Origin of the sequence: Arthrobacter sp. SLBN-53 (assembly GCF_006715585.1) — a bacterium.
Lineage (GTDB): Bacteria > Actinomycetota > Actinomycetes > Mycobacteriales > Mycobacteriaceae > Mycobacterium > Mycobacterium neoaurum_A.
In genome coordinates this window covers 2,978,237-3,000,758 of the sequence record NZ_VFNN01000001.1, presented here as the reverse complement: position 1 = coordinate 3,000,758, position 22,522 = coordinate 2,978,237, and the positions used below count along the sequence as shown (strand labels likewise).

General features: G+C 63.5%; 24 protein-coding genes. 9 read left to right on the top strand and 15 right to left on the bottom strand.

What is annotated here, in order from left to right:
• Positions 1–16: 16 nt before the first annotated feature.
• From FBY28_RS14400 to FBY28_RS14380, 5 genes are all read right to left on the bottom strand, one after another.
• Entirely contained in the window at positions 17–1,207 is a 1,191-nt protein-coding gene (locus tag FBY28_RS14400; protein WP_141867825.1) for a cytochrome P450, read from the bottom strand.
• Positions 1,208–1,280: 73 nt separating this feature from the next.
• Complete coding sequence (gene mhpA, locus FBY28_RS14395) at positions 1,281–2,834, bottom strand: bifunctional 3-(3-hydroxy-phenyl)propionate/3-hydroxycinnamic acid hydroxylase MhpA (protein WP_141867823.1); 1,554 nt, start codon at positions 2,832–2,834, stop codon at positions 1,281–1,283.
• Positions 2,831–4,717: an acyl-CoA synthetase gene (locus FBY28_RS14390; protein WP_141867821.1), complete on the bottom strand. Its 1,887-nt coding sequence runs from the start codon at positions 4,715–4,717 to the stop codon at positions 2,831–2,833. Before FBY28_RS14390 ends, mhpA begins: the two co-directional genes overlap by 4 nt.
• A complete protein-coding gene (locus FBY28_RS14385; RefSeq protein WP_141867819.1) occupies positions 4,714–5,652 on the bottom strand; it encodes a fumarylacetoacetate hydrolase family protein in 939 nt (312 codons plus the stop codon). The genes FBY28_RS14390 and FBY28_RS14385 overlap by 4 nt, the downstream gene beginning before the upstream one ends.
• Positions 5,649–6,791 carry a VOC family protein gene (locus tag FBY28_RS14380; RefSeq protein WP_141867817.1) on the bottom strand — a complete coding sequence of 381 codons (1,143 nt, stop codon included), beginning with the start codon at positions 6,789–6,791 and terminating at the stop codon, positions 5,649–5,651. Before FBY28_RS14380 ends, FBY28_RS14385 begins: the two co-directional genes overlap by 4 nt.
• Positions 6,792–6,901: 110 nt before the next feature.
• Between FBY28_RS14380 and FBY28_RS14375 the strand changes: the two genes are divergently transcribed.
• The gene (locus tag FBY28_RS14375) at positions 6,902–7,627 is read left to right on the top strand and encodes a TetR/AcrR family transcriptional regulator (protein ID WP_141867815.1); all 726 of its coding nucleotides are present in this window, start codon (positions 6,902–6,904) and stop codon (positions 7,625–7,627) included.
• 43 nt (positions 7,628–7,670) lie between these two features.
• Here the strand turns inward: FBY28_RS14375 and relB are convergent, their stop codons facing one another.
• A complete protein-coding gene (relB, locus tag FBY28_RS14370; RefSeq protein WP_141867813.1) occupies positions 7,671–8,204 on the bottom strand; it encodes a type II toxin-antitoxin system RelB family anti-toxin in 534 nt (177 codons plus the stop codon).
• Between relB and FBY28_RS14365 the strand changes: the two genes are divergently transcribed.
• Positions 8,178–9,584, top strand: coding sequence for a benzoate/H(+) symporter BenE family transporter (locus FBY28_RS14365; protein ID WP_353618524.1), 1,407 nt, complete (start codon positions 8,178–8,180; stop codon positions 9,582–9,584). The two genes, relB and FBY28_RS14365, sit on opposite strands and share 27 nt — an antisense overlap.
• Here the strand turns inward: FBY28_RS14365 and FBY28_RS14360 are convergent.
• On the bottom strand, positions 9,487–10,437 hold the full coding sequence (locus FBY28_RS14360; protein ID WP_160145486.1) for an alpha/beta fold hydrolase: 951 nt from the start codon (positions 10,435–10,437) through the stop codon (positions 9,487–9,489). The genes FBY28_RS14365 and FBY28_RS14360 overlap by 98 nt on opposite strands.
• 199 nt (positions 10,438–10,636) lie before the next feature.
• Between FBY28_RS14360 and FBY28_RS14355 the strand changes: the two genes are divergently transcribed.
• Positions 10,637–11,137: a winged helix-turn-helix transcriptional regulator gene (locus tag FBY28_RS14355; RefSeq protein ID WP_141867810.1), complete on the top strand. Its 501-nt coding sequence runs from the start codon at positions 10,637–10,639 to the stop codon at positions 11,135–11,137.
• On the opposite strand, the gene FBY28_RS14350 is transcribed toward FBY28_RS14355, so the two are convergent.
• Complete coding sequence (locus FBY28_RS14350; RefSeq protein ID WP_141867808.1) at positions 11,131–12,033, bottom strand: AraC family transcriptional regulator; 903 nt, start codon at positions 12,031–12,033, stop codon at positions 11,131–11,133. The two genes, FBY28_RS14355 and FBY28_RS14350, sit on opposite strands and share 7 nt — an antisense overlap.
• Before the next feature lie 174 nt (positions 12,034–12,207).
• Between FBY28_RS14350 and FBY28_RS14345 the strand changes: the two genes are divergently transcribed.
• Together FBY28_RS14345 and FBY28_RS14340 are read left to right on the top strand one after the other, a co-directional pair.
• Entirely contained in the window at positions 12,208–12,507 is a 300-nt protein-coding gene (locus FBY28_RS14345; RefSeq protein WP_141867806.1) for a putative quinol monooxygenase, read from the top strand.
• A gap of 193 nt (positions 12,508–12,700) precedes the next feature.
• On the top strand, positions 12,701–13,060 hold the full coding sequence (locus FBY28_RS14340) for a hypothetical protein (protein ID WP_216847690.1): 360 nt from the start codon (positions 12,701–12,703) through the stop codon (positions 13,058–13,060).
• Positions 13,061–13,091: 31 nt separating this feature from the next.
• Here the strand turns inward: FBY28_RS14340 and FBY28_RS14335 are convergent, their stop codons facing one another.
• A complete protein-coding gene (locus FBY28_RS14335; RefSeq protein WP_141867802.1) occupies positions 13,092–13,685 on the bottom strand; it encodes a TetR/AcrR family transcriptional regulator in 594 nt (197 codons plus the stop codon).
• Between the two features lie 100 nt (positions 13,686–13,785).
• On the opposite strand from FBY28_RS14335, the gene FBY28_RS14330 reads away from it, so the two are divergent.
• The gene (locus tag FBY28_RS14330) at positions 13,786–14,274 is read left to right on the top strand and encodes a nuclear transport factor 2 family protein (RefSeq protein WP_174241631.1); all 489 of its coding nucleotides are present in this window, start codon (positions 13,786–13,788) and stop codon (positions 14,272–14,274) included.
• Positions 14,275–14,546: 272 nt separating this feature from the next.
• A complete protein-coding gene (locus tag FBY28_RS14325; protein ID WP_141867801.1) occupies positions 14,547–15,176 on the top strand; it encodes a DUF1345 domain-containing protein in 630 nt (209 codons plus the stop codon).
• Between the two features lie 140 nt (positions 15,177–15,316).
• Here FBY28_RS14325 and FBY28_RS14320 read toward each other — a convergent pair whose 3' ends face one another.
• The 3 genes from FBY28_RS14320 to FBY28_RS14310 form a co-directional block, all read right to left on the bottom strand.
• A complete protein-coding gene (locus tag FBY28_RS14320) occupies positions 15,317–15,757 on the bottom strand; it encodes a pyridoxamine 5'-phosphate oxidase family protein (RefSeq protein ID WP_141867799.1) in 441 nt (146 codons plus the stop codon).
• 222 nt (positions 15,758–15,979) lie between these two features.
• A complete protein-coding gene (locus FBY28_RS14315; protein ID WP_141867797.1) occupies positions 15,980–16,897 on the bottom strand; it encodes a hypothetical protein in 918 nt (305 codons plus the stop codon).
• 166 nt (positions 16,898–17,063) lie between these two features.
• Entirely contained in the window at positions 17,064–18,212 is a 1,149-nt protein-coding gene (locus FBY28_RS14310; RefSeq protein ID WP_141867796.1) for a hypothetical protein, read from the bottom strand.
• A 138-nt stretch (positions 18,213–18,350) separates the two neighbouring features.
• On the opposite strand from FBY28_RS14310, the gene FBY28_RS14305 reads away from it, so the two are divergent.
• Positions 18,351–18,734 (top strand): hypothetical protein, encoded by a 384-nt coding sequence (locus tag FBY28_RS14305; RefSeq protein ID WP_141867795.1) that lies wholly within the window; start codon positions 18,351–18,353, stop codon positions 18,732–18,734.
• Between the two features lie 308 nt (positions 18,735–19,042).
• Positions 19,043–19,987: an AAA family ATPase gene (locus tag FBY28_RS14300; RefSeq protein WP_141867794.1), complete on the top strand. Its 945-nt coding sequence runs from the start codon at positions 19,043–19,045 to the stop codon at positions 19,985–19,987.
• 469 nt (positions 19,988–20,456) lie between these two features.
• Here the strand turns inward: FBY28_RS14300 and FBY28_RS14295 are convergent, their stop codons facing one another.
• Genes FBY28_RS14295 through FBY28_RS14285 form a run of 3 tightly spaced genes read right to left on the bottom strand, consistent with a single transcriptional unit; the run spans position 20,457 to position 22,101 of the window.
• The gene (locus tag FBY28_RS14295; RefSeq protein WP_141867792.1) at positions 20,457–20,738 is read right to left on the bottom strand and encodes a hypothetical protein; all 282 of its coding nucleotides are present in this window, start codon (positions 20,736–20,738) and stop codon (positions 20,457–20,459) included.
• The gene (locus FBY28_RS14290; RefSeq protein ID WP_141867790.1) at positions 20,738–21,730 is read right to left on the bottom strand and encodes a caspase family protein; all 993 of its coding nucleotides are present in this window, start codon (positions 21,728–21,730) and stop codon (positions 20,738–20,740) included. The genes FBY28_RS14295 and FBY28_RS14290 overlap by 1 nt, the downstream gene beginning before the upstream one ends.
• Entirely contained in the window at positions 21,730–22,101 is a 372-nt protein-coding gene (locus tag FBY28_RS14285; RefSeq protein ID WP_141867787.1) for a TIR domain-containing protein, read from the bottom strand. The genes FBY28_RS14290 and FBY28_RS14285 overlap by 1 nt, the downstream gene beginning before the upstream one ends.
• Positions 22,102–22,522 lie beyond the last annotated feature (421 nt).

The window sequence follows — 22,522 nt, the reverse complement described above, 5'->3', positions numbered from 1 at the left end:
ACCTCAGGCGTCGCAGTCAGGCCGCGATGAGCCGGATGGGAAGTCGGGCGTAACTGCGAATGATGTTGTTGACTCCCCAGATCGGTTGGCCGGTCAACTCGATGCGGTCCACACGCTCGATCAGCGCCTTGAGCATCGCTGTGGTCTCCAACCGGGCAAGACCTTGTCCGGCGCAGGCATGTGCACCGCTACCGAACCCGACGTGCCGCCCGGCATCGTTGCGGATGTCGAATACCTCTGGGGCGTCCCATTCCCGTTCGTCACGGTTGGCCGAGGCGTACATCACCAGCACCCGGGCACCTGCCGGCAGGGGCGTGCCGGAGATGACGCTTTCCCGGGCCGTCTTGCGGGTGAAGGCCCGCAACGGCGACTCGAAGCGGACCACTTCGTTGATGGCGTTGGGGATCCGGGCGGGATCGTCTTTCAGCAGTTCCCACTGCTCGGGGTGGGTGGCGAACAGATACAAGGCACTGGAGATGGCGCTGATCGTCGTGTCCAGCGACGGCGCTATGTAGTCGATGAGCAACGGTGGCACCTCTTCTGCGGCCAGCGTGCCCTCGTCGACGGCAGTCAGCAGTTCGTGAGCCATGCTGTCGGGCAGTACGTTGCGCTCACGCACCACCCGCTGGGCGAAGCGTAGCATCTGCAGGCTACGCGGAACGGCTTTCAACGCCTGCACATTGCCCGGCCCGAGGATGTCGAACGTGGCTGCACCCCAGTCGAGTAGGTGCTGCCGTTCCCCACGTGGCCACCCCACCAGGTCGGGCACGACGGCCAGGGGCAGGGCAGAGGCCAGGTCGGCGACCCCATCCACAGTCTGCCGGGCGAGGGCAGCATCGACGATGGCACGTGCCAGGGCGTCGACGTCCTCACCGAGGGCGCGCAGTGCCCGCGGCATCAGCCGGTGCGCGACGAGCTTGCGGCGCCTCTCGTGATCGGTGCCGTCGCTGTTGAGCGTGGTCCCCCGCGACAGACGATTGGTCAGCGGATTCGCAGCCACACCATGCCCGGAAAGGAAGAGATCATCGTCGCGCAGCGTCGCCTTGCATTCGCTGAAGCGCGGCAGGGCATAGAGACGATGGCGAGGAAGCCACACCACCGGCCCCAACTGGCGCATTGCTCGGTAGTGCGGGTACGGGTCGAGAATCGCCGAGCTGGTGTAGATGTCGGGACGGTACACCGGCACGGCCGGGGGTGGGCGAAACACGTCGGCGATTCCTGTTCGTGAAACGGTTGCAGCACAGGGAGAAGCTGGCAGGCGGCCAGACCTCTGCGCATGCCTATGGGTGGGCGTGGTGGTGTTCGCGTCGAAACAGCGGGACTGCGCGACAGAGGGTGTCGAGGTCGCGCCCGGCCATCATGACCGTGCCATCGGGTCGCACCACTGCGCCTGCGATGCGGTGGCGGCGCAACCATCGATCCAGTTCAGACCCCAGCGCGGCGTGAACAGCGCATGCACCCCGGAAAATGATGGCTTCCTGTTGCGCAGCGCTCAGGGCAGTGTTGGCGATGACACCGAAGCGCGGCCCGAGATGCTCGTCGAGGCGAATATTGTTGTCGAGCAGTACATTCGGGCACAGCTGCCCAGCGATAGCGCCCGGACGCAGCGCGCGCCGTACCATCGTCGAAGAGTGAAGTGGCGGAGTACCGGAGTCGATCACCTTCGCCCTCAGTCCCGGTACCACATGCAGATACGGCAACAGCAGCGCTCGTGCCGCGGCGCCGATCCGGCCGCCGGAGGTCATGGCACGACCGATGTTGAGCGCCAGCGAGATCATGTGACGTGCATGCGGGCGACGCTCGGTCTCGTAACTGTCGAGCACGCTCGGCGCAAGATCGCGGTGGTGCACGCCGGCGATCTTCCAGGCCAGATTCATCGCGTCACGCAAACCGGCTCCCATACCCTGGCCGATGAACGGCGGTGTCAGGTGCGCGGCATCGCCGAGCAGAAAGGCGTTTCCGTTACGCCAACGGTCTGCGAGCTGCGCTCGGAATGTGTACTCAGCAGTTCGAATCAAGCGCAGCGAAGCATCCTCGACACCTCGCATCCAGGGTGCGATCAACGGACGAAGTTCGGTCAAGGTGGCGTAATCGTCGGCGGACTCGTGGTCCAACAAGCGGAACTCCCAGCGGTAGCGATCGGGACCGATCCGCATGTACGTGCCGGCCCGATGGGCGTCGCAGAGCTGATGCACACCCTCCCACTGCTGCAGTTCTGCATCGGTCGCAATGTCGATCACCAGCCAGCGCTGGTCGAACCCCATGCTGCGCATCTCGGCGCCGATCGCCCTGCGCACCAAACTGTTCGCACCGTCGCAGCCCAGCACGAAGTCTGCGGTGATCACCGAGTCCTGTCCGGTCGTGCGGTTACGCACTCGCAGACGGAGCGGGCTGCCGGTGGTCAGCACGTCGACAACCTCGGTGTCACCCCGAAACTGCGCATGCCGGTGCCGGGTCAGGTTGGTGCGCAACACCTCTTCGAGTTGCGGCTGGTCGAACATGTTTGCCGCGGGAAAGCCGTTCCGGGTGACCATGGTGTCGCGCCGGAATCGTGCCAGGACGGTCATCTCACGGTCGATCAGCTGCAGACCACGGGCAGGCCACGTGATGGCGGCGAACGCGTCCGCGACTCCGAGGCGGCCCAGGATGCGGTAGACCTCATCGTCGAGATGGACCGCCCTGGGTTGCGGGTAGACCTGCGACCACCGGTCCAGCACCAACGTCTCGACGCCGTATTGGGCCAGCAGTGTGGCCGCGGTGATTCCGGTGGGACCACCACCGACTATCGCCACCGGCACATGCTCGACGCTCTCCTGCTGCGTGGAGTTGGTCACGGTTCGGTGATCTCGTGGTTCACTGCGAACGCTTTCACCGTCCGCTCCACAGCGGCGCGGTCGGCGGTCGCTGCAAGGTCGATCACGACCACTGGCACTCCTGCGTCGATCGTGCCGTGGACACTGAGTACCCCCGCGTGACCGCTCAACGCCTCGGCCACAGCATGTTCGGCCGCGATGGCGCGAAGCGGCACCTTGTAGGGCTTGCCGACGTCGGTGACCGGTATCGCATCGATGATGGTGACGCTCTTCGGCGCCGCAGCGCGTTCGGTGACGTGCTCACCGGCGAAGGCCGCCAGTTCGTCGCCGGTGACGGTGGCACCGGGCCGCACAGTGACGAATCCGACCGGTACTTCGCCGGAGTGGGCGTCGGGTCGCGCCACGGCTGCGGCCGCGGTGACGTCGGGATGAGCCAGCAGCGCATCCTCGATGAGCGCGGGATCGATGTTGTGGCCGCCACGGATGATGAGGTCTTTGGCCCGGCCAGCGAGGTAGATGAAGCCCTCCTCGTCGACACTTGCCAGGTCGCCGGTGTCGAGCCAGCCGTCACGCAGCGCTCCACGACCGTCGAGCACGTACCGGCCCTCGGTACGTCCGGTGACGTAGCCGGGAAACACCGCCGGTCCACTGATGGCCAATGTGCCGACCTGCCTGGGTGATACGTCCTGCCAGGAACCGTCGTCGCCGATCTCGACGACGCGGAGTTGCTGGTAGGGCATTCGCTGTCCGACCGATCCCGGCCGAGGATGGTCGGCGAAGCTGCGCGCACTGGCGCACGTCGCCTCGGTGAGCCCGTAACCCTCGACCAGATTCACGCCCGTGGCATTGAGAAAGTCCTGGCGCACCGTATCGGGCAACGCGGAGGCGCCAGACACCGCCGAGGTCAGCGTCGAGATATCGGCGTCGACCGGAATCTGTGCGAGCACCGCATACACGGTCGGTACGGCGCTCATCGCCGCCAGTCTGTGGTGCTCAACGATTTTCCAAAAGTGTTGATATAGGCCCATATCGCGGTAGCCGAGTGGTCCTGCCCACACCACCGACCGGCCGCGCAGCAAGGGCGCCAGCAGGGTGACGATCAGCGCGTTGACGTGGAACAACGGCAAGGCCGCGAACACCGCGGCATCCTCGGCGAGTTCGGCACTGAGGGCTACCATCCAGGCGTCTGCCACCTCGTTGCCATGGGTGTGCGCGGCCAGCTTCGGCATTCCGGTGGTTCCGCCGGTATGGAACAACGCGACCAGCCGCGCGGGATCGGCAGTACCGTCTTCTATTGGTTGCGGGTCTTGTTCGGCAGCCAGCGTCGACAGATAGCCGACGCTGATGCCCGGCAGCTCAGGGAGCGGCTGCGGCGCATCGTCTGCCAGCGTCGGGCGCACGAGCAGCACGGTGTCGAGCAGACCGGCATCGGCCAGAATGGCGGCGCGTTCGATGCCTCTGGGGTCCAGGTCAGGTGCCGCAGTGATCAACAGGCGAGCGCCCGAGAGCCTGTCCAACTCGACAACGTGCTCGTCCGACAGAGACCCGTTGACGGGTACCGCGATGCCGGCGGCCTGCGCCGCCAGTGTGGCGGTGATCAGTTCGTCGCAGTTCGGGCTGATCAGCAGTGCCGCATTGTCGCGATTGATCCCGCAGCGACGAAGGGCTTTCGCCGTCCGCGTGACATCGTCGGCCAGCTGCCCGAAGGTGCGACGTGCACCTCTCTGATAGTCGGCCCCCTCAGCCAAGACCGTGATCGCGGTGCGGTCAGGCCACAGGCGTGCGGCCCGCAGGACCACGCCGTAGGTGGATGTCGGGAGCCCTCGACTTTCCAAGGGCACCTGTTCGATGGCAGGCAGGTCCTGGGGCGATTGGGCGGCGGGCCACAGCAGATCGGTGTTCATGTGTGGCGCACCGTCAGCCGCTGTATACCGAGGTCGATGACCCCGTCGTCGGTGCCGACCGATGCTTCGACGATGTCGCCGTGCTGCAGGTACTTCGGGTTGTTCGCCTGGCGAGAGAAGAAGGCCTTCCATTTCACCGCGGGCGGCAGCAGGTTTCCGATGATCTCGATGGGCTTGGGCGGGGCCGTCAGCGCGGTGCCGGCCGGGGTGCCCGTCAGCACCAGGTCACCGGCGGCCAGATCTTGGAAACGGGTGAGCGACTGCAGCGCCTGCAACGGGCGATACAGCATGTCTCCTTCGACTAACGAGTTCTGGCGTACTTCACCGTTGACCGACAGCCTGAGTCGTAGATCACCGAAACGCGCCAGTTCGTCAGCATCCAGGAGCACCAACGCCGGCCCGACCGGGGTGAAGGTCGGGTACGACTTCGCCTCGTAGAACTGGGTTTGGGGAAGTTGGATGTCACGGGCGGACACGTCGTTGGTGATCGTCAGTCCGGCGATGACATCCGCGAGGTTGTTCTCCGTCACAGTCGAACCGGCCGGGACGTCACGACCGATGACCAGACCGATCTCGACTTCGTAGTCCAGTAGCCCGACGTGCGCCGGGCGCACGATCTCTCCGAACGGGCCTGTGATCGACGCCGACGATTTCCGAAAGAACGTCAGGGGCACCGTCTTCGGGTCCATCCCGGAATCCTTGACGTGAGACTCGAAGTTCGTCATCTGCGCAATCACGCGGCACGGCACGGTCACCGGGGAGAGCAACGTGAGATCGTCGACGGGCACAGTGTCACCGCCGGCGGCAGCCGCCTCGATGGCTGGGCGGTCGGCCAGCAGTTCGGCGGTCGTGATGGCAGATGAGGAGATTCGGGAGGCACCTTCGGCGGTCTGCACCCACCATCCCTCGGGAGTGCGCAGCACAGTCATGGTCATGAGATTGCTACTTTCAGTAGGCCGACGAGGCGGTTGAGATCGAATTCGTTGTCCCCGCGCAATGCGTTGACCATCGAGGTCAGCTGATGTGGCACCGCACGCGGGTTGGCGTCGAGGAAGTCCTTTGTCGCCGGTGGACCCCACTGAGCCAGTCCGGATGCGGTGAATGGGGCCCAGCCGGGCTCGAGCGTGTTGTCGAACATGTCACCATCGGCGAAGTGCTCCACCAGGAACCCATCCGGGTCACGCCAGTAGTCGAACAACTGGCTGCCCTGGATGTGGCGGCCGATGCCCCAAGACCGGAAGTAGCCGCGCTCTCGCAGGTATTCACCGCCTGCGGCCAACGCGTCGAGATCACTGACCTCGTAAGCCGAGTGCACATACTGGTTGGCCGGCCCCAACGCCAGCGCCAGCGTGTGGTGGTCTGCCGGAGTGGTGCCGCGATCGCACCGGATGAAGCTCATCGCCGGCCCGCGCGCCCGCTGCCCTGGAAAAAACAGGAAGTCGCTGACGATCATCCCGAACGTGTCCAGATACCAGTTGAGTGTCTTCAGATAGGTGTTGGATTGCAACACCACGTGGCCCAACCGCTGGACGCGAGTCGGCACCCGTGGTGGACGTACGGTGTCGTTGACTCGTACCACGGCCTGGCCGGTATTGAGGACCTGCGGTGACTGAACGGGCTGGCCCGGCAACTCGTGCACGCCGGCGACGACCTTGACCGCCATCCCACTCGGATCGGTCAGCTGCACCGCCGTCCCACCGATGGACTCCGGAAGCGCGCGCAACGGGGCCCCGGTCTTGTCGGCCAACCGCAGCACGTCGACCTCGTCGTCGGCACGCAGAGCCAATCCCGTGAACCGGGATCGGTTGCCGCGCCGCAGGATCACGCATGGAGACCCTGCCCGCGTGCCGCGTAGGTGCAACTGGTGCGGCTCACGCAGCGCAACACCGAAACCGAAGGCGCGCGCAAACGCCTCGGCTCGGACCAGGTCAGGTTTGTCGAACTCCAACCAGGCGATGTCTGCAACACGAATGATCGGATCCTTCACCCGCCCTGGATGCTCACCTCGCAGCGCGCCCTGTTCGCTGTGCAGGTCTTTGTGACCGTCGTGACGCTGCGCTACTGCACGTGCCACTGCGCACCTCCTCCGTTGGGGTTCTGATGAAATCGTCACATACGCCCAGAACCTCAGTCAAGGAGAGTTGACGAAATCCTCACAACTGCCGCGGCTGCTATCCTCGCGCCATGGATCTGCCCGAGCGCGGTATCGACGCACCCGGAGGTACGTCGATCAGCCGCTTGGAGCGGCGCAAGCTGCGCACCCGTCGCGCCTTGATACGCGCGGCGCAGGGCTTCATCGCTCAGGGAAAGACGAGCGTGCCGATCCTGGAGATCACCCAGGCGGCCGATGTGGGCATGGGGTCGTTCTACAACCACTTCGCCACCAAGGAAGAGCTCTTCGACGCGGCATTGGCCGATGCTCTTGACGATCTCGGCGCCCTGCTCGACGTTTTCACCGGTTCCATCTCCGACCCCGCCGAGGCCTTCGCGGCCAACTACCGGTTGAGCGGCCGACTGTTTCGCTACCGCCCTCAAGAAGCAGCATTACTACTCACCAACGGCGGCTCATTGATCCTGTCGAATCGTGGATTGTCACCCCGCGCGCTACGGGACATCACCGCAGCCGTCGACCAGGGTCGGTTCGCAATCGACGACCCGGAATTGGGCCTCGCCATCGCCGGAGGCATGTTCGTCGGGTTGGCCACGCTGCTGCGGGAGCGACCCGAACGGGATACGGCAGAGACCGTCGACGCCGTGACCGAACGTCTGCTGCGGACGCTCGGCATGACGCCCAAGCAGGCCCGAACGCTCTGCCAGAAAGAGCTTCCGGACATCTCGGCCCTACGCGATTCGCCGGCCGAGTGGCCTGCACTCATGAACCCCGACGCGCCCGCTGGTTCCACTGATTGATGCGCCTCGTCGACCCTCCGCCACCGCTACCGGGTAAGGCCGATTACTCCCGCGACCGACCGTTCACCGGTGTGGTGATGACGACCACCGCCTCGGCCGCCCCGTCGACGGAGGCATACCGGTGGCGGCGATCACTCGACCAACTGAGGGCTTGCCCCTCCTCGATCAGAGTTTCCTGACCAATCGGGCCGGCGAGCACGCGTCCGGCGACCACGGTGAGGTGCTCCCGGGACCCCACACCGTGTGGCGGCGAGATGTGCTCGGCACCCGCGGGAAACTCCAGGCGAAAGACCTCGACGGTGACCCTGTCCAGGTTCCGCACGGACAGCAGTATCGCCCGCATTCCGCCGACGGTGGCCGAATGGACGCCGGGAACCTCGCCGACCAGTGCGGTCAGGGGTACATCGAGGGGGGCACACAGGGCGTAGAGGGTCTCGATCGTGGGATTGCGCTTGCCGGCTTCGATCTCGGACAGCGAACCCTTCCCCACTCCGGCACGTCGCGCCAGTTCAGAGAGACTGAGGCCGCGCTCAGCCCGTAGCTCGCGCAGTTGGCGGCCGATGTCTCCCGCAGTCATTCCACTACGGTACGTTCTACACACAGAACGTTCCGTGAACAGAACGAGGTTGGGTGGGTGGACCAGAACGTTTCGAAAACAGTGCCGGTGTCCGCCGGGGTGGTGTGCGCACTCGTCGGGTTCACGTCGTCGTTTGCCGTCGTCCTTGCGGGACTTCGTGCGGCAGGAGCGAACTCAGACCAGGCAGCGTCGGGCCTGACGGCGTTGAGCCTGGCGATGGGGCTGTCCTCCGTTCTCTTGGCATGGAAATTCAGGATGCCCATCACCAGCGCGTGGTCCACACCGGGCGCCGCACTGCTCATCAGCGCCGGCGCGGCGGCCGGCGGATGGCCCGCCGCCGTCGGCGCGTTCCTCGTCACCGCAGTGCTTCTGCTCGCGACCGGGCTCTGGCCAATGCTTGCTCGCGTGGTCGCCCGCATCCCACACTCGGTGGCGCAGGCGATGCTGGCGGGGGTGCTGCTGCCGCTGTGTATTGCTCCGGTGACCGCCCTGGCCAAGGATCCGGTCGTGATCGCACCTGTGCTGGTGGTGTGGTTGATCGCGTCGGCGATCCGGCCCCGCTGGGCGGTACCGGCGGCATTCGGCGTAGCCCTCCTCGTGCTCACCGCGACGCTCATGAGAGAACAATCGGTGCCCCCAGCATCAGCGTGGATACCGCACCTGCAGGTGACCGCACCCAGCCTTACCGTCGCCGCCGTCACCGGCATCGCGCTACCGCTGTACATCGTCACCATGGCCGCGCAGAACATCCCCGGTGTCGCGGTCATGAAGGGGTTCGGCTACCAGGTCCCCTGGCGCCCGACGCTCACGGTCACCGGGATCGCGTCGCTGGTGGCGGCTCCGTTCGGCGGTCACGCGGTCAACCTCGCGGCCATCAGTGCCGCACTGGCGGCGGGGCCGGATGCTGATCCCAACCCTCGGCGTCGCTGGATTGCTGCAATCACCACCGGGGCGGTGTATTGCGTACTCGGCGTGGCGTCGACGGGACTGACATTGGCCGTGCTCGCGGCCCCGGCCGGCCTTGTGCAAGCGGTCGCCGGTGTCGCGCTGCTCAGTGCGTTCGCCGGCGCGTGCGCGGGCGCCATGGCTGACGAATCTGCCCGCCTCCCGGCCGCGGTGACGCTCGTCGTCGCGGCCTCGGGAACGACGGTGGCAGGAGTTGGTTCCGCGTTCTGGGCGCTACTGGTGGGCGTGATCGCATACCGGCTTTTCAGATCGACCGTTCCACTGCAAAGGGTTTCGAGAAGGAACATCGTTTCAGCGAACGGTCCCGATCCCCGCGCTAGGTCATTCCGGAGGAAGTCGTCCGAGCGAGAAGGTCGCCGGCGACCCGATTCGGAACCTCAAGATGGGGGCAGTGCCCGACATCGGGGTACGTGACCAGGTCCGCCTCCGGAAATCGCCTGCGCAGTTCCCCTGCGATTGCCTGACCCGACACCGGATCTTGTAGCCCCCACAGAAAAGAGGACCGGTGAATGTTGGCAGCGAGGGCATCTTCGAGTCGCCTCGCCATCGCCGCTCGTTCCGGGATGTAGGCCAGGAGCCGGCTCTGCAGGGTGCGGCCTGGTGCACCAGAGCGAGCTGCACGAAAATGCTCGGCGGCGACGTCCGGCTGCAGGGGGTGTTCACTGCTGAACACCTCGCCCCAGGTGCGCGTGAAGGTCGGGAGGTTGGCCGCCGCGATACCGAGCAGCGGCCCGACGACCGGCGCGACCGCCAGTCGCTGAACTGGACGTGGGCGGTACAGCTCGGGGAACACACCGGCGTTGCTGAATGTGACATGACCGAGCGGATAACCGCGGGCCTGCAATTCCTGCGTGACGATGGCCCCGTAGTCGTAACAGAAGACGGCGGGTTTCGACACGTTCAACCGGGCCAGCAACTCCTGGATCAGATCGGCTTGTTCGGTGACCTTGTACCGGTGTCCGCGAGGCTTATCCGAAGCGCCGAAGCCGAGAAAGTCGGGGGCTATGACGCGGTGCTGGCCGGTCAGACTCGTCCACATTGACGCCCATTCGTAGGACGATGCCGGAAACCCGTGCAGGAGCAGCAGCGGAGGGCCGTCGCCACCGTCACGGACGAAGATTTGATGGTCACGGTCGGCGTCCACCCTCACCCGAAGCTGCCGCCCTTGTTCCCACCATGCATCCAGACTCACGGAATCCGCCCTTTCGCGGTGTTCGGATCCAGCTTGCCGGTTGTGAATGCCACAGTCTCTACCATCATTCCCCAATTGCAGAATGCAAGTACTTTCATTAAGCTAGTGGTTACCCGGTAGACTGCGCAAGTCCGAAGGAGTCACCAATGCCCCGCCGCAACAACGGAGTCCAGATGCTGACCGCCCGAAGGCACCACGGCCGACGCTGTCAACCCATCGGCATCATCAGTAGAGACTCCGACGCGGCCGACGGTGTGGATTAACCTTGGCCACCATGGCCGAGCACCGTCCGCCCTCCACGGAGAATCCCGGAGCCGCCGCAATCGGGTTACTCGGCGAACGCTGGAATTACCTGATCGCACGGGAAATATTCTTTGGCACCAGGCGTTTTGGACAGCTACAGCGCGCGCTCGGAATCGCGCCGAACATCCTCAGCGGACGACTGAACGCACTTGTCGACGCAGGCATGATCGTCAAGCATCGCTACCGTACCGAGCCGGACTGGTACGAGTACCACCTCGCCGAACACGCTCATGAGGTTGTTCCCGCATTGCTGGCCGTGGCCCAATGGGCCGAAACGCATCGCGACGACCAATCGACCATTCGCGCACTGCGCCACACCGTCTGCGGAGAACTCACCACACCCGTGGTGACCTGCAACTGCTGCGGTGAACCGCTGCGCGCCCGGGACCTTCAACCCGAGGTGGTCGAGCGCACTGTGCGAGCGAAGCGTGCCACGCCTGCGACCGCGCGGGACTCGACGCTCGCTCAATAGGTTTCGGGGTTTTGCTGACGGAACCGACTCGGCGCAATCCCCGACCAGCGTTTGAACGCAACGCTGAATGCGCTCTCGGACCGGTAGCCGAGCGACGTCGCGAGTTCGGTGATCGACGGCGACCCACTGGCCAGTGCGCGTTCAGCTTGGCGCATTCGCCATCTGAACAGGTAGGTGATGGGGGGAACGCCGGCGATCGTGGTGAACCGGTCGGCGAAGCTACTCCGCGACATCGCGCACGCCGCAGCAAGTTCAGAGATGCCCCAGTCTCTGCCCACGTCGGCATGCATGAGCTGCAACGCGGGGCCTATCCGGTCGTCGGCGGCGGCACGGACCCACCCTGAGGGCAGCTCATCTGCTAACGCTGCCCAGGCCCGGAGAACCTGAACGAACAGCAGCTGCGTCAACTGAGCTGTGGCGGCTGCATGGCCAGCACGTCCACCGGTGAACTCCTCGAAGAGCTCCTCTAGGAGCCAGCGGGCGGTGGTGGCCTCTCGCGCTTCACCACGCAGGTGCAGGACGGGTGGAATGGCGTCTCGCAGGAAGTCATCGCCGGCCTCGAACAACTCGATGTGCGCGGTGAGGCATATGTGTTCGTCGTCCCGATGAATCGGACGGATCGGATCGGTCTCTCGTAGGTGCCTCGGCGGTTTGTCGAGATCGCTTCCTAGGTCAAAAGGCACGCGTCCATCGACAACCAGTATTTCGCCTGCGGCGACGTGCACGCCCGCAGTTTCGGTCGCGGATCGAAACCAGAGGCACCCTTTGACGACTCCCATGATTTTGATCCGGCCCGGGGCCGGGGACCGGACGACCCATGCGCCTGATGCGGAAACACCACCGGACAGCACACATCTCGCGCGGGAAATCTGGAGAAGATCGGAGATCAAGTCCATACCTGCCAACTTAGGACTCTGGCGAAGGAAATGCGGCGTCTGAATGATTCACAATCCCACAATGTGCCGTCAGGCTAATCAGGCACCACGCCCCGCCGACCCAACCTGCGGCGGGGATCGCCACCGTTGGGCGTGAGCGGTCACCTCAAGCCCACCGAGATACCGGAGTGTCAAATGGCCTTCACTGTCCTTCTGCATGCCAAAGCCCGGTCAGGACGCAGTCAAGATGTGGTCGACTTCTACCGCGAGACGCTCGCCGCCACCCGCTCTCGGCCCGGCTGCATCGGAGTACGGGTCGTCCGCAGCGCCGACGACGACACCGAGTTCGCGCTCATCGAGCAGTGGGACGACAGGGCGGATCAAGAGGCCTATGCGGCTTGGAGAACCGAGACCGGTGCCGATGTCATGGCGCGATTCGGCGAGCTTCTTGACGGGCCGCTCACGATCAAGTTCTACGAGGAGATCAACGCCTGAGCGACATACCCACGCCACCCGCAGCGCCGGAAGTTGCTCCCGACCAGGACGGGCGCAGATGGGACTACCGTGTTTCATCGCCCGCGACCACAACCCGCCGCCCCGTGAGCGCGGCGCCGCCCCTTCGATCTCATGACAGCTGCGAACACCCGCTTGCCGGCCTCGGCGCCCTTCAACGTCTAGCGTGGACGCGATGGGGTTGTTCAGCCATGAGGAGTTCCCGGACCCGGGCGAGGGCATCGTTGGCGGCGGGGCCGTTGAGAGGGCCCGCAGTGCCGATGTTGACCTCTTCGGGTCAGATGATCCGGTGGTCGTCGGTCCGGGGTTACCGCCCGAGGACGGTTCGTGCGGTCAGTACGCCGTGCAGTTTCACGTGTCGACGTCCATGCTGGTCGGGTTGACGCGTATTGCTGGTATGCGCGGGGTCAGCGTGCCGGAGGTATGCCGGCAGGTCATCGGCGTGTTTGTCGCCCAGCAACAGGGCGAATTGGGTGCGTTGCTGGCTGCTGAGACAGAGGCGGCGGAGTACCGACCGAGTTTGGGTGAGGCATAGGCGCATCGGCGCGGTCCGGTCAACCGGTGCGTCATCCGCTTGTCGTCAGCAGCGTTGACGCGATCGTGGCGAGTGCTTTCACCGCGGATGTGGCGTCGCGCTGATACTGCGCTTGCACGATAGCGCCGTCGATCGCCAGGCCGAGTGCTTGTGCCGTGCGTGTGCGGCTCGCACCGGGCGGAAGTGTCGCCTTGATGGCCGCGACCATATCGGCTTTGTGCCGAGCGGTGACGGCGTAGATCTCTGGCAGCTCGGCACCGATCTCGTTGACGCTGTTGATGAACGCACAGCCACGAAACGAGTCCGCGGTCAGCCACTCTTCGATCGCCGATACCACTGCCGGGCGACGACGACTGCCGGCAGCGTGGCGATCGAGTGCGTCGACAAACCAGTCCATCCAGCGTCGGTGTCGCACGTCCAGGAACGCCAGGATCAGTGCGTCCTTACTGGGAAAGTGACGGTAGAAGGTCACCTTGGTGACACCAGCTTGGGCTATCACCTTGTCGATGCCCGTCGCTCGAATTCCCTCGCGATAGAAGAGTCGGTACGCCGTGGCCAGTATCCGTTCCCGGGCCGGGAGGCTCGGCACGTCGACATGCGGATCCAGATTCTGGGCGACGCTCACCCCGTCATTGTAGACAGATCTGTCTACACGCGCTAGCGTACTGATCATGTAGACAGAGCTGTCTACATAGACTCCGCTCCCCCGACAAAGGACTACGACGATGAACATGCCTTCCGAGATCGATATCAAACCCCCAGTTCCGCCGTTCACTGATCAAACAGCCGCGCTGAAGGCCAGGCTGGCCGAAGACGCCTGGAACAGCCGCGACCCCCAGCGGGTAGTGCAGGGCTACTCGGCTGACAGCGTCTGGCGCAATCGATCGGCGTTCTTGACAGGTCGTGCGCAGATCATCGAATTCTTGAGCGACAAGTGGTACCGCGAGCACGAGTACCGACTCGTCAAGGAACTGTGGGCGCACAGCGACGACCGCATTGCGGTCCGTTTCGCTTATGAGTACCACGACAACTCAGGTCAATGGTTCCGCGCCTACGGTAACGAGAACTGGTTGTACGACGAGCACGGCCTGATGACACATCGGCACGCCAGCATCAACGACGTGCCGATCACCGAAGGAGAACGCAAGTTCTTCTGGGACATGAACGCACCACGGCCGGCAGATCATCCGAGCTTGTCTGAACTGGGACTGTGATTTTTTCGTTGAGTGCCCCGGCAGCTGACAGGTGCCTGTAAAGCCGCTCTAAGGAGGATAATTGAGTTCGTTTGATAGCAAGCCGGTGCGGCTGCAAACTGACGTCTCCCGACCGCTGATAGGACAGCAGCCTGCCGTCACGCCCGGGCGGCGCCATGGCTTGTCTCATCGAGCGTGGCCAGACTCTGCGCTGTCCGCCTCCCGAGTAATCACCGGACCGCGCTGCTGCGGGCCTCCCGCGAAATCGCCGATTCTGCGGGAACATCAAGGTCGTGAGGACCGGGCTTTCGGGAGCGAGCAGATTCTGGATCAGTGTGGCGGCAGGCATTGCCACCGGCGCCGTCACATGGTTGCTGTCAGACCGCTGGCCGGTCGGCCTGCTCGTGGTGGTCATCGCCACCGCGACGATCTACGTCGTATGGGCAGTCAGCGTGCTGTGGCCGATGGATCCGGAACGCACCCGCGTGCATGCGAGCGAAGCGGATGTCGACGACGAGATCGGCGACCTCGTGATGCTGCTCGTACTGGCCGCAAGCCTTGCGGCAATCGGAATCTTGCTGGCGTCCGCCAACGACCGGGACAAGGTCTCCTATGCGGGTTTGTCCCTGGTGGCGATATTCGCGACGTGGGCGCTGCTTCACACCATGTACACGGCGCGCTACGCCCGTATCTACTACCAGGGTGAGCCAGGCGGCATCGACTTCAATGCGCAGGTGCTACCGCGCTATGTGGATTTCTACTACTTCTCGTTCAACCTCGGGATGACCTACCAGGTGTCCGACACAGCCGTCACCGCATCCGCCATCCGGGCCGAAGTCCTCAGGCATTGCCTTTTCAGCTATATCTACGGGACCGTGATCATCGCGTGCACAATCAATCTCGTCATCAACCTTGTCGGGTGACCGATACCCGGGTGCTCACGAGTTCCTTGATGGGCTGGGTTGGACAGTGTTCGCAGTGGAACGGCCCAATCAGTTCGCCAGCACTGTCACGGCGATCACCAACTCTGTACACCAGCGGCGGACGTGGAGGTCCGCCGAGGCTATTGGTCGTCCGACCCCGAGTCGCCGTAGTGCCACGACAGGGTTCGCACGGGGGTTACGTAGATGTAGGTGGCACCCGGTCTCGGCGCGGTGGGCCACTCGGACTCCGGCACGCCGCGTGACCGGGCACCGTGCCGTGCTAGCTCCAGCGTTTCAGCGGGTTCCCGGACGATGCGGGCGCGGCCTTGGAACATCACCCCACGGATATCGGCCATGGTGGAACCGTCTTCGAGCATGACGCTCACGGCCGGGTTGCGCTCTATATTGGCCACTTTGCGCGTGCCATCTCGCACACCCATGACGATATCGCCGTCCATTCGGAAGTATCCCAGCGGCAAGGTATGTGGGAATCCGTCCTTGTCGATGGTCGTCAGGACCGCCCAACCCGGACGGCTGTCGAGAAGCGCATCGATTTCGTCGTCAGTGAGTTTGCGCGGCATGTAACGAGGTTACTCGGGATGCGGCCCTCGACCGCATTACAGCGAAAGCCTTAAGGCAGTGCCCGCACTGTCGTCGGCTCAGACAAGTGTAGGTTCTCAAACCTGACTGCATTCAGCCGATAGCCCGACCAGCGACTACTAGTTTTGTCTCACGCCCGCTGCATCGTGCTTCGTCTCACGAATCACTGCAATTCCTACAGATCGTTTACGGGCGCCTCCGGTTCAGAACATTTCTTGGTTCCCGCCAGGCGTGGTTACGCTACCGGCCCATTTGGCAGCCCCCTCGCCGTCCTCCGTCGCCACCACCGAGATGCGCATACCTTCAAACGGAGCCGAGCCCGATGAGTACGGTGTCCCGTCATAGTCCCCATGCTTGAGGGGTACTTCAACGAGGTCTAGATTAACCGGCCCCTCGATACGGAGCCCCACTACTGGGGCAGGTGCAAGTTCCACACCGTCCCTCATTGGGATGATGTACACCGGCTGCCCGTTGTAGCTCGGCCCGTCGGTGCGGATGTTCATGAATTTATCTTTGCCGGTGGCACTTTGTAGGTGCGCTCGCTGTGCGGGATTGCCGTCGATGATCCCGCGGATGACGAATCCAACATTCGCTATTTCCGTCCCGTCGTGCGCGTACACGGGCGAGTCAGCAAAGGTTTCAACCCATTTGAGATGGTCGCCTTCTAGCCTGACTTGCAATAAAACAGTCTTAACCTTGAAGTGCGCCCTTTTGGTCACAACCTTGTTCAACTTGTTGACCACCTCGCCAACGAACGCCGGTGTGGCCTCCCCAGGAGTGATGGTCTTGATGCGGTAATGGCTGGCCTTCGCCAACGCCGGTTTGTAAAACCCGCTTTCTGAGACCAACACGGACACGTGCACGGGTAAGTCGGCGTGCTTGTTACGGACGGACTCAACCCAGTCCACCCCTTGAGGACGCCTGTGTGCGCGGCACTCAATACCGACATTCACCTCGTGGCCGGCGACTATGGTCTGCACATAGATGTCGACCTCTCGGAGTTCCCCCGTGATGACGTCAGGAAGCAATGCCGAAGGCGTCACTTTGATGGATTCGTCTTCGCGCATGACTTGTGTCAGGAGTGCCACCATCTCCTGAAACGCATTGGACCTCGCCGGCATGCATAGCACTCTATCGATCAGCCAGGCAGTGAGCTGGCGCAACTTAGCCGGACCTTAACCGCGGTTTTGCTCCGCGAATGAGCGGGTGGCTTTTCAGCTCAAGAAACCGCGTATCCTACGGACCCGGCTGAGGTGCCACGGCTCCGCGCTTCAGTTTGGCGAACTGCTACGACGGTGACTGCGCTGCAGTCGTTTTCAGCCACAGTGAGTACGCCGCGGCATTGAGCTCGTTGTCCGAAAGACCGAGTTCGCGCGCCCGGTCTTTTACGTCCTCCAGCAGGCGCGCGTCGAGCCTGCCCGGGGCGCTCTTGAGCCCTGCCGATGGCTGCGGGTTTGGTGCCGTTCGCAGTTCGACATATGGAAAGAGGTCCATCAGTGAGATCATCTGCTCAGCAGTGATTTCGATCGGCTGTCCCTCCGTAAATCCCCATCGCAGAACAGCGGTATTGGCCGATTCGTCACAGATGCCCTTGTTGTGGACCACGTCGTTTCGGATCAGCCGAATATCGCCGAAGTAATCGACTAGGACGTCGCTACGCCGGATCTTCTCGGCCGTCTTCGAGTCCCAGTACTTGGCCAGCCTGCCGCGGAACTGTTCTTCCCAGATCGCGAAAGCGTAGGCAAACCACTGCGCGTATACGACGGCCTGTATCTCGGGGTGATGCTCAAAGCTTTGTTGACTGGCGCCGGCCACAAATGACGTCATGCCGGCGTCGCAAGCTGACACCAGGTGCTGCATATGGATACGCCCCGGCCCAGGCTCATCGACCGAGGTGAGCGTCCTGACATCGAAGTAGTGCCCTACGTCGGAGCGGACATGTCCCTGCAGAAATCGCTGATGCTCGTTCGTCCATTTATCCACCAAAGGCAGTATCGGATTATGCGCAGTGAGTGGGGCCACGATCGAAATGAATAGCGAGCGTTCGAGATCAGCGACGATCTCATCGATAGACTCGTCGGGTTCGATGGCCCGCTTTTCGAGTACGGGTATTGCCTTCTCGATAGCGGCGGACAGCGCTGCGATACTCGGAATGAAGCCGTCTCCGTAATCGATGCTGTCCAGTGCTGTCGTCACTTCGCTTAGGGCTTTCGAGAGCCAACTGCCCGGTACGAGTGGCTGGCTCTCAAGGGTCATTCGAATCTGGTCCATCGGCAGTAGCACCGTGACGCGCTTGTCGCGCCCACTGATTTGCCTGGCACCGGGTACGTGTGCGTGAGCAGCGAAGTACTCCATCATCTGAAGGCCCTGGCCGTGAACTGTATTGGCATATCGCAACGCCTGAAGCCAACGACGCGTTCGGCTCTGCAGATACATGTCGCTGAGGATAGATCGGACCGCCGACAAACACGGGCAGCAACGCTTCGGGCTTCACCGCTCGGTGTCCCGTGGCTTGTCGGAGGCTGGCTGTACTCTGGCGGTCTTCGCCAGGTGCGGAGTCACAGAGGAGCCCGAATGGTGGCCGATATTTGCTCATGGTGCGACCACGAAAGGTTCGGTGTCGAGGATCACGGCCGAATCAGGATCGACGAACAGCCGAGGCAGTGCGCCGACTGCAGCGAGTGCAAGGCGCGGCGTTTGCGCGGGGAGGCGCCCGGCGTCGAAGACGATGTCTCGGTTGCCCGGATTCCAATCGAAGAGGCTGAGACGGGCATGTCGCTAATGGTCAAGCGCGGTGCCCATGCCTACCTGTTCCAGGTGGAGAAGAAGGCGTTTTCGCATTCGCCCGACGCTGGCACCGTATTCACCCTTGAGTCTGAGCCTGTCGACGGCGGTAAACCGTGGGTGATCTCCGGGCCGCCGGGGACACCCGTAATCCGCATCATGCGTAAGCGCTAGACATCTGCGTCGACGCAAGGCAGAAAGGTCCCATAGCGACAGGTGATCAATGCAAAGCTCCGCGGTCCGCGGGGTGGGCACCGGTACGAGGCGCGATGATCTCCTCAGGCAGGCAGTGCCCACCGGGTTTACAGATCATCACGGTATGAAGCTATGGCGTTAACCGCAGGCGGGCCGGCGGCTGCTAGAGAGACGGCGTCTGGGGTGGGAAGGGGATTCCGCATGGACGATATCTCGGCGGGGTTCAACTCGGTGGGCAGCGGCGACGCGGCTGTCGGCTGTCGCAAACCCCGACCTAGAATCCGACAATGCTCCGTCGACTCGACGTCAAGGCCCCGTGGCGCTCACTCAACACCGGGTTTTGGGCAAGTGATTTCCCCCTCGGTAAGCGAACGATCGCGTACGGACACAACGGAAGCGGCAAGTCGACGGTCGCCGAACTCCTTCTGAGCCTGGCTTATTCGAACTCGGCCACCGATGTGGTCTGGGAGGACGAGAACGGGCATAAGACAACTGTGCTTGCCGGCGGCACCAGCCCGTCGCCTCATATGGCCGTCTACACCCGCAGATGGGTCGATGAGAATTTGTCAGCGTTCCTCGACGGGGCCAGCGCCGCCGCGATCGTCACCCTGGGAAAGGAGGCAATCGACGCCAAGGGCGAGGAGGAGAGGCTTGTCGGGGAGGTCGAGCGCCTCCAGTCCGAGGCCCGCGAGGCGAAGAAGAGTCAGGATACCGCCGAGAAGAAGCTCAAAGCGCTCACGAAGGAGGTGCAGGAGCGGATCATCTCCGAACTCCAGACCTTCGACTGCCAGCACTTCACCCGAAACCGCTACTCGATCCCGAAGATCGAGGAAAACCTCCGCACCTACAAGGGAGGCTTTCCTGACGCGAGCAGCCACACCGAGGCCCTGCAGCGTCTCGGAAAAGGCGCGCCGTCCGTGGTCGCCGAGTTGCCCGCACCGCCCGCGGCGGTCGCATCAGACCTGGCGGTTCTGGCCGATCTTTTGTCCGAAACCCCGGCACGGGTAGCGATCGAGGCACTCGAGAACAGCCCGCGAGCACAAGCATGGGTCGAGCAGGGACTACAGCTGCATGCCGAGAGCGATGCGTGCCTGTTCTGCGCCGGGGCGATTACCCCGGAACGCCGTGGGCAGTTGGCACGCCACTTCGATGAGAGCTGGCTCGACATAAGAGGCCGGGCCAAGCAGCTCAAGGAATCCGTCACGCAGGAGAAGAAAGCGCTCACGACGTGAATTACCTCGATCCCCGACTTAACGGAGTTGGCGAGCGACCTCCAGGCGGCGTATGGGTTGGCGATTGAACGGCTGTCGGTCGAAGTCACCGAACGCGTGACCGCGTGCGAACTGGTTGAAGCGTCCCTCCAGCTAAAGATCGCGGGTTCTTGCTGGGTGAATGTCACCGGGTGCGTGCTTCCTTTGTCAGGTGAGCTCCGTCAATTCGGAGCCGCGTGACATTCTTTCAGCGGGCCACGGGCTTCCCAGGCAGGCCGCGCCGAAGGTCAACACAACTGGGTGACTGCTTCGTGCCAGGCGGCCAGGATCGTCGACTCCTCAGCTTCAGCGACACGCATGTCGACCCCATGCCAGCCCCATCCACACGTCGTGTCCCGAGTATCACCGCGCTTTCAGCACATTTCAGATGTGACGCACGCAAACAGAAGCGGCAGAAGCCCCCACGATTCCTCAAACGCCCTGGTTGCCTTCATCGCGTGAGTGCATCAAGGATGACGGGGAGGTACCGAAGGACCTGCTCTCGGTCGCTGTCTCTCTCGCGTTCAGTCAGCTCGACGTACGGCGTCTCGATCTGGGCTTCCCATCGCGCAGCCAGCCCGGCCGGGATCACCAAGGATCCATCTTGCTGGCGCTCGCAGTTGTCATGGACGTACCGCTGCCAGTGCGCCCAACGCTCGTGCTCGACGGCGGCGAGCTCGTCGACGAGCTGCTCACTCTCCAAAACCTTCCGAATTGCGTCGGTCGTCAGCATCAGATCAGGTCCTGCTTCACGAGCTTCCAGTAGTGCTGGCCAAGGACGGTGAGCTCGCACGCCTTGTTCTGCATCGCTGCGTGCCACATGTGCGGCGCACCAACCGGGCGGACCAGGTTCACCTTGACCAAAGCCTGCAGCACAGCGAAATCGGCGTTCTTGGCCGGGTCCGGCGGCGGGACCAAATCGTCCTCGTTGCCTGTGCGCTCGGGCTCGTAACTCGGATCGAGTTGGAGCTCCAGGGTCGGTTGGTTGAACAGGACAGTGAGTTGCTGCAGCTTGACGAGCTCGATCGGTGCGTCCGCCTCCCGAAGCGAAACAAACTTCTTGATGTTCGTCTTGAATACCGGTCTCTGCGCCCACGGGCCGAGCGACTGGTCGATGTGCGCGTAGACACTGCCGGGGGTCACGTCGCCGACGAGATTGGCCGCAGCTCCGTTCAGTGCGTCGACAAGCAGGCTCGTAAATACGCCCGAGCCACCGGACTCCATCGCGTACTGCTCCGCGGTCGACGCGGTCAGGATCGTGACCCCCTCCTTGATCTCGGCAACCTGCTCAGCAATCGGGTTGGTGCCGGCCACCCCGCTGTGGCAGCTGTCCAGGATGATCACCTTGTTTTTCGCCGGCGAGCTGTTGGCGAAGGTCAGCACCTCGTTGAGCGAGAGACCGTCGTGCCCGGAGGCGCAGTCACTCGCACATAGGTACCCGCCGGCCCCGTCGATGTAGCCGTGCCCGGAGAAGTACAACAGCGAGATCTCGGCATCGTCCTTGAACAGCTCCTGGACCGCCTCACGCAACTCCGTGCGGGACACCGCTGCTCCCGGACCGGTAGCCGTCATCAGCCGCGGTTGGGCGAAGTTGAGCGTGCCGTCGGCATGCCGTTCCAACGCGGCCTTGACGCTGTGAGCGTCGTTCACCGCGCCGCTGAGCGACTGGATCTGGTCATAGTGGTCGATCCCGATGATGAGCGCCTTGCGCGTGTCCCTCGGCATCAGAGCGAGTCGATGAAGCCGGCGATGTTCGCGTCGGTCCAGGGCACCGTCCGGACGCCGGCGAGATTCGTACGGTCGGAGGCGTAAGCCCAGACGCCGAGCAGTGGCTTGCCCTCGTCCTTGGCGCATTGGATCTCCCACTTCTGCCCGGAGGACGTCAGCGAGTTCTTGCTCACGAGCGCGATGACACCGTGGGAGCGACGGATGCGTGTGCGAACCTTCTCCTTCCACCCGGTGTCGTAAGGCTCCTTCACCGACATGTCGATGAATTCGTATGGGGAGCGCGGGTGCAACGACTGCCCTTTCAGCAGGTCGCGCTGACGCTCATCCTCGATCGCGAACGCGATGAAAACGGTCTTCTTGTCGGTCATGATCCCCCTAATCTTGCTGAGCCGCGACCGCCGTCGATCGCCGAAGAACTCAGTCGGAGGCTATCGGCGACCCCTGACAACCACGCCAAACGTGTTCCAGAAATGCTCCAGTCATCCGACTACGGCGATCGCCTCCCCGGCGCTGCTCGACGAGACTGACCGGCTACGCGACTCCGCGGCCGCTGTCGTCGTCCGGACATTCAGTGAGCGCGAGCACCGACAGGTGCCGAGCACGACGATTCCGATGAAGACCTGCACGCCGGCTACTGGATGGATGTTGACGCTGACCGGTGGCTTTTGACGGGGGACCTCGTGGCAGAACTTCGGGTGGTGCTCTACGACAGCGACCTACCGAAACTGCACTACTGATGGTATTAGGCGCGCATCGGTGCTCTTGCGGCGTCGGGAATATGCTCGACCG

Bases quoted from the DNA above. Each gene is read 5' to 3' on its own strand.
- FBY28_RS14300 (WP_141867794.1), top strand. From the start codon at position 19,043: ATGCTCCGTCGACTCGACGTCAAGGCCCCGTGGCGCTCACTCAACACC.
- FBY28_RS14285 (WP_141867787.1), bottom strand. From the start codon at position 22,101: ATGACCGACAAGAAGACCGTTTTCATCGCGTTCGCGATCGAGGATGAG.
- FBY28_RS14385 (WP_141867819.1), bottom strand. From the start codon at position 5,652: ATGACCATGACTGTGCTGCGCACTCCCGAGGGATGGTGGGTGCAGACC.
- relB (WP_141867813.1), bottom strand. From the start codon at position 8,204: ATGACTGCGGGAGACATCGGCCGCCAACTGCGCGAGCTACGGGCTGAG.
- FBY28_RS14345 (WP_141867806.1), top strand. From the start codon at position 12,208: ATGGCCTTCACTGTCCTTCTGCATGCCAAAGCCCGGTCAGGACGCAGT.
- FBY28_RS14355 (WP_141867810.1), top strand. From the start codon at position 10,637: ATGGCCGAGCACCGTCCGCCCTCCACGGAGAATCCCGGAGCCGCCGCA.
- FBY28_RS14390 (WP_141867821.1), bottom strand. From the start codon at position 4,717: ATGAACACCGATCTGCTGTGGCCCGCCGCCCAATCGCCCCAGGACCTG.
- FBY28_RS14330 (WP_174241631.1), top strand. From the start codon at position 13,786: ATGAACATGCCTTCCGAGATCGATATCAAACCCCCAGTTCCGCCGTTC.
- FBY28_RS14290 (WP_141867790.1), bottom strand. From the start codon at position 21,730: ATGCCGAGGGACACGCGCAAGGCGCTCATCATCGGGATCGACCACTAT.
- FBY28_RS14320 (WP_141867799.1), bottom strand. From the start codon at position 15,757: ATGCCGCGCAAACTCACTGACGACGAAATCGATGCGCTTCTCGACAGC.
- FBY28_RS14310 (WP_141867796.1), bottom strand. From the start codon at position 18,212: ATGTATCTGCAGAGCCGAACGCGTCGTTGGCTTCAGGCGTTGCGATAT.
- FBY28_RS14305 (WP_141867795.1), top strand. From the start codon at position 18,351: ATGGTGGCCGATATTTGCTCATGGTGCGACCACGAAAGGTTCGGTGTC.
- FBY28_RS14295 (WP_141867792.1), bottom strand. From the start codon at position 20,738: ATGCTGACGACCGACGCAATTCGGAAGGTTTTGGAGAGTGAGCAGCTC.
- FBY28_RS14315 (WP_141867797.1), bottom strand. From the start codon at position 16,897: ATGCCGGCGAGGTCCAATGCGTTTCAGGAGATGGTGGCACTCCTGACA.
- FBY28_RS14340 (WP_216847690.1), top strand. From the start codon at position 12,701: ATGGGGTTGTTCAGCCATGAGGAGTTCCCGGACCCGGGCGAGGGCATC.
- FBY28_RS14375 (WP_141867815.1), top strand. From the start codon at position 6,902: ATGGATCTGCCCGAGCGCGGTATCGACGCACCCGGAGGTACGTCGATC.
- FBY28_RS14350 (WP_141867808.1), bottom strand. From the start codon at position 12,033: ATGGACTTGATCTCCGATCTTCTCCAGATTTCCCGCGCGAGATGTGTG.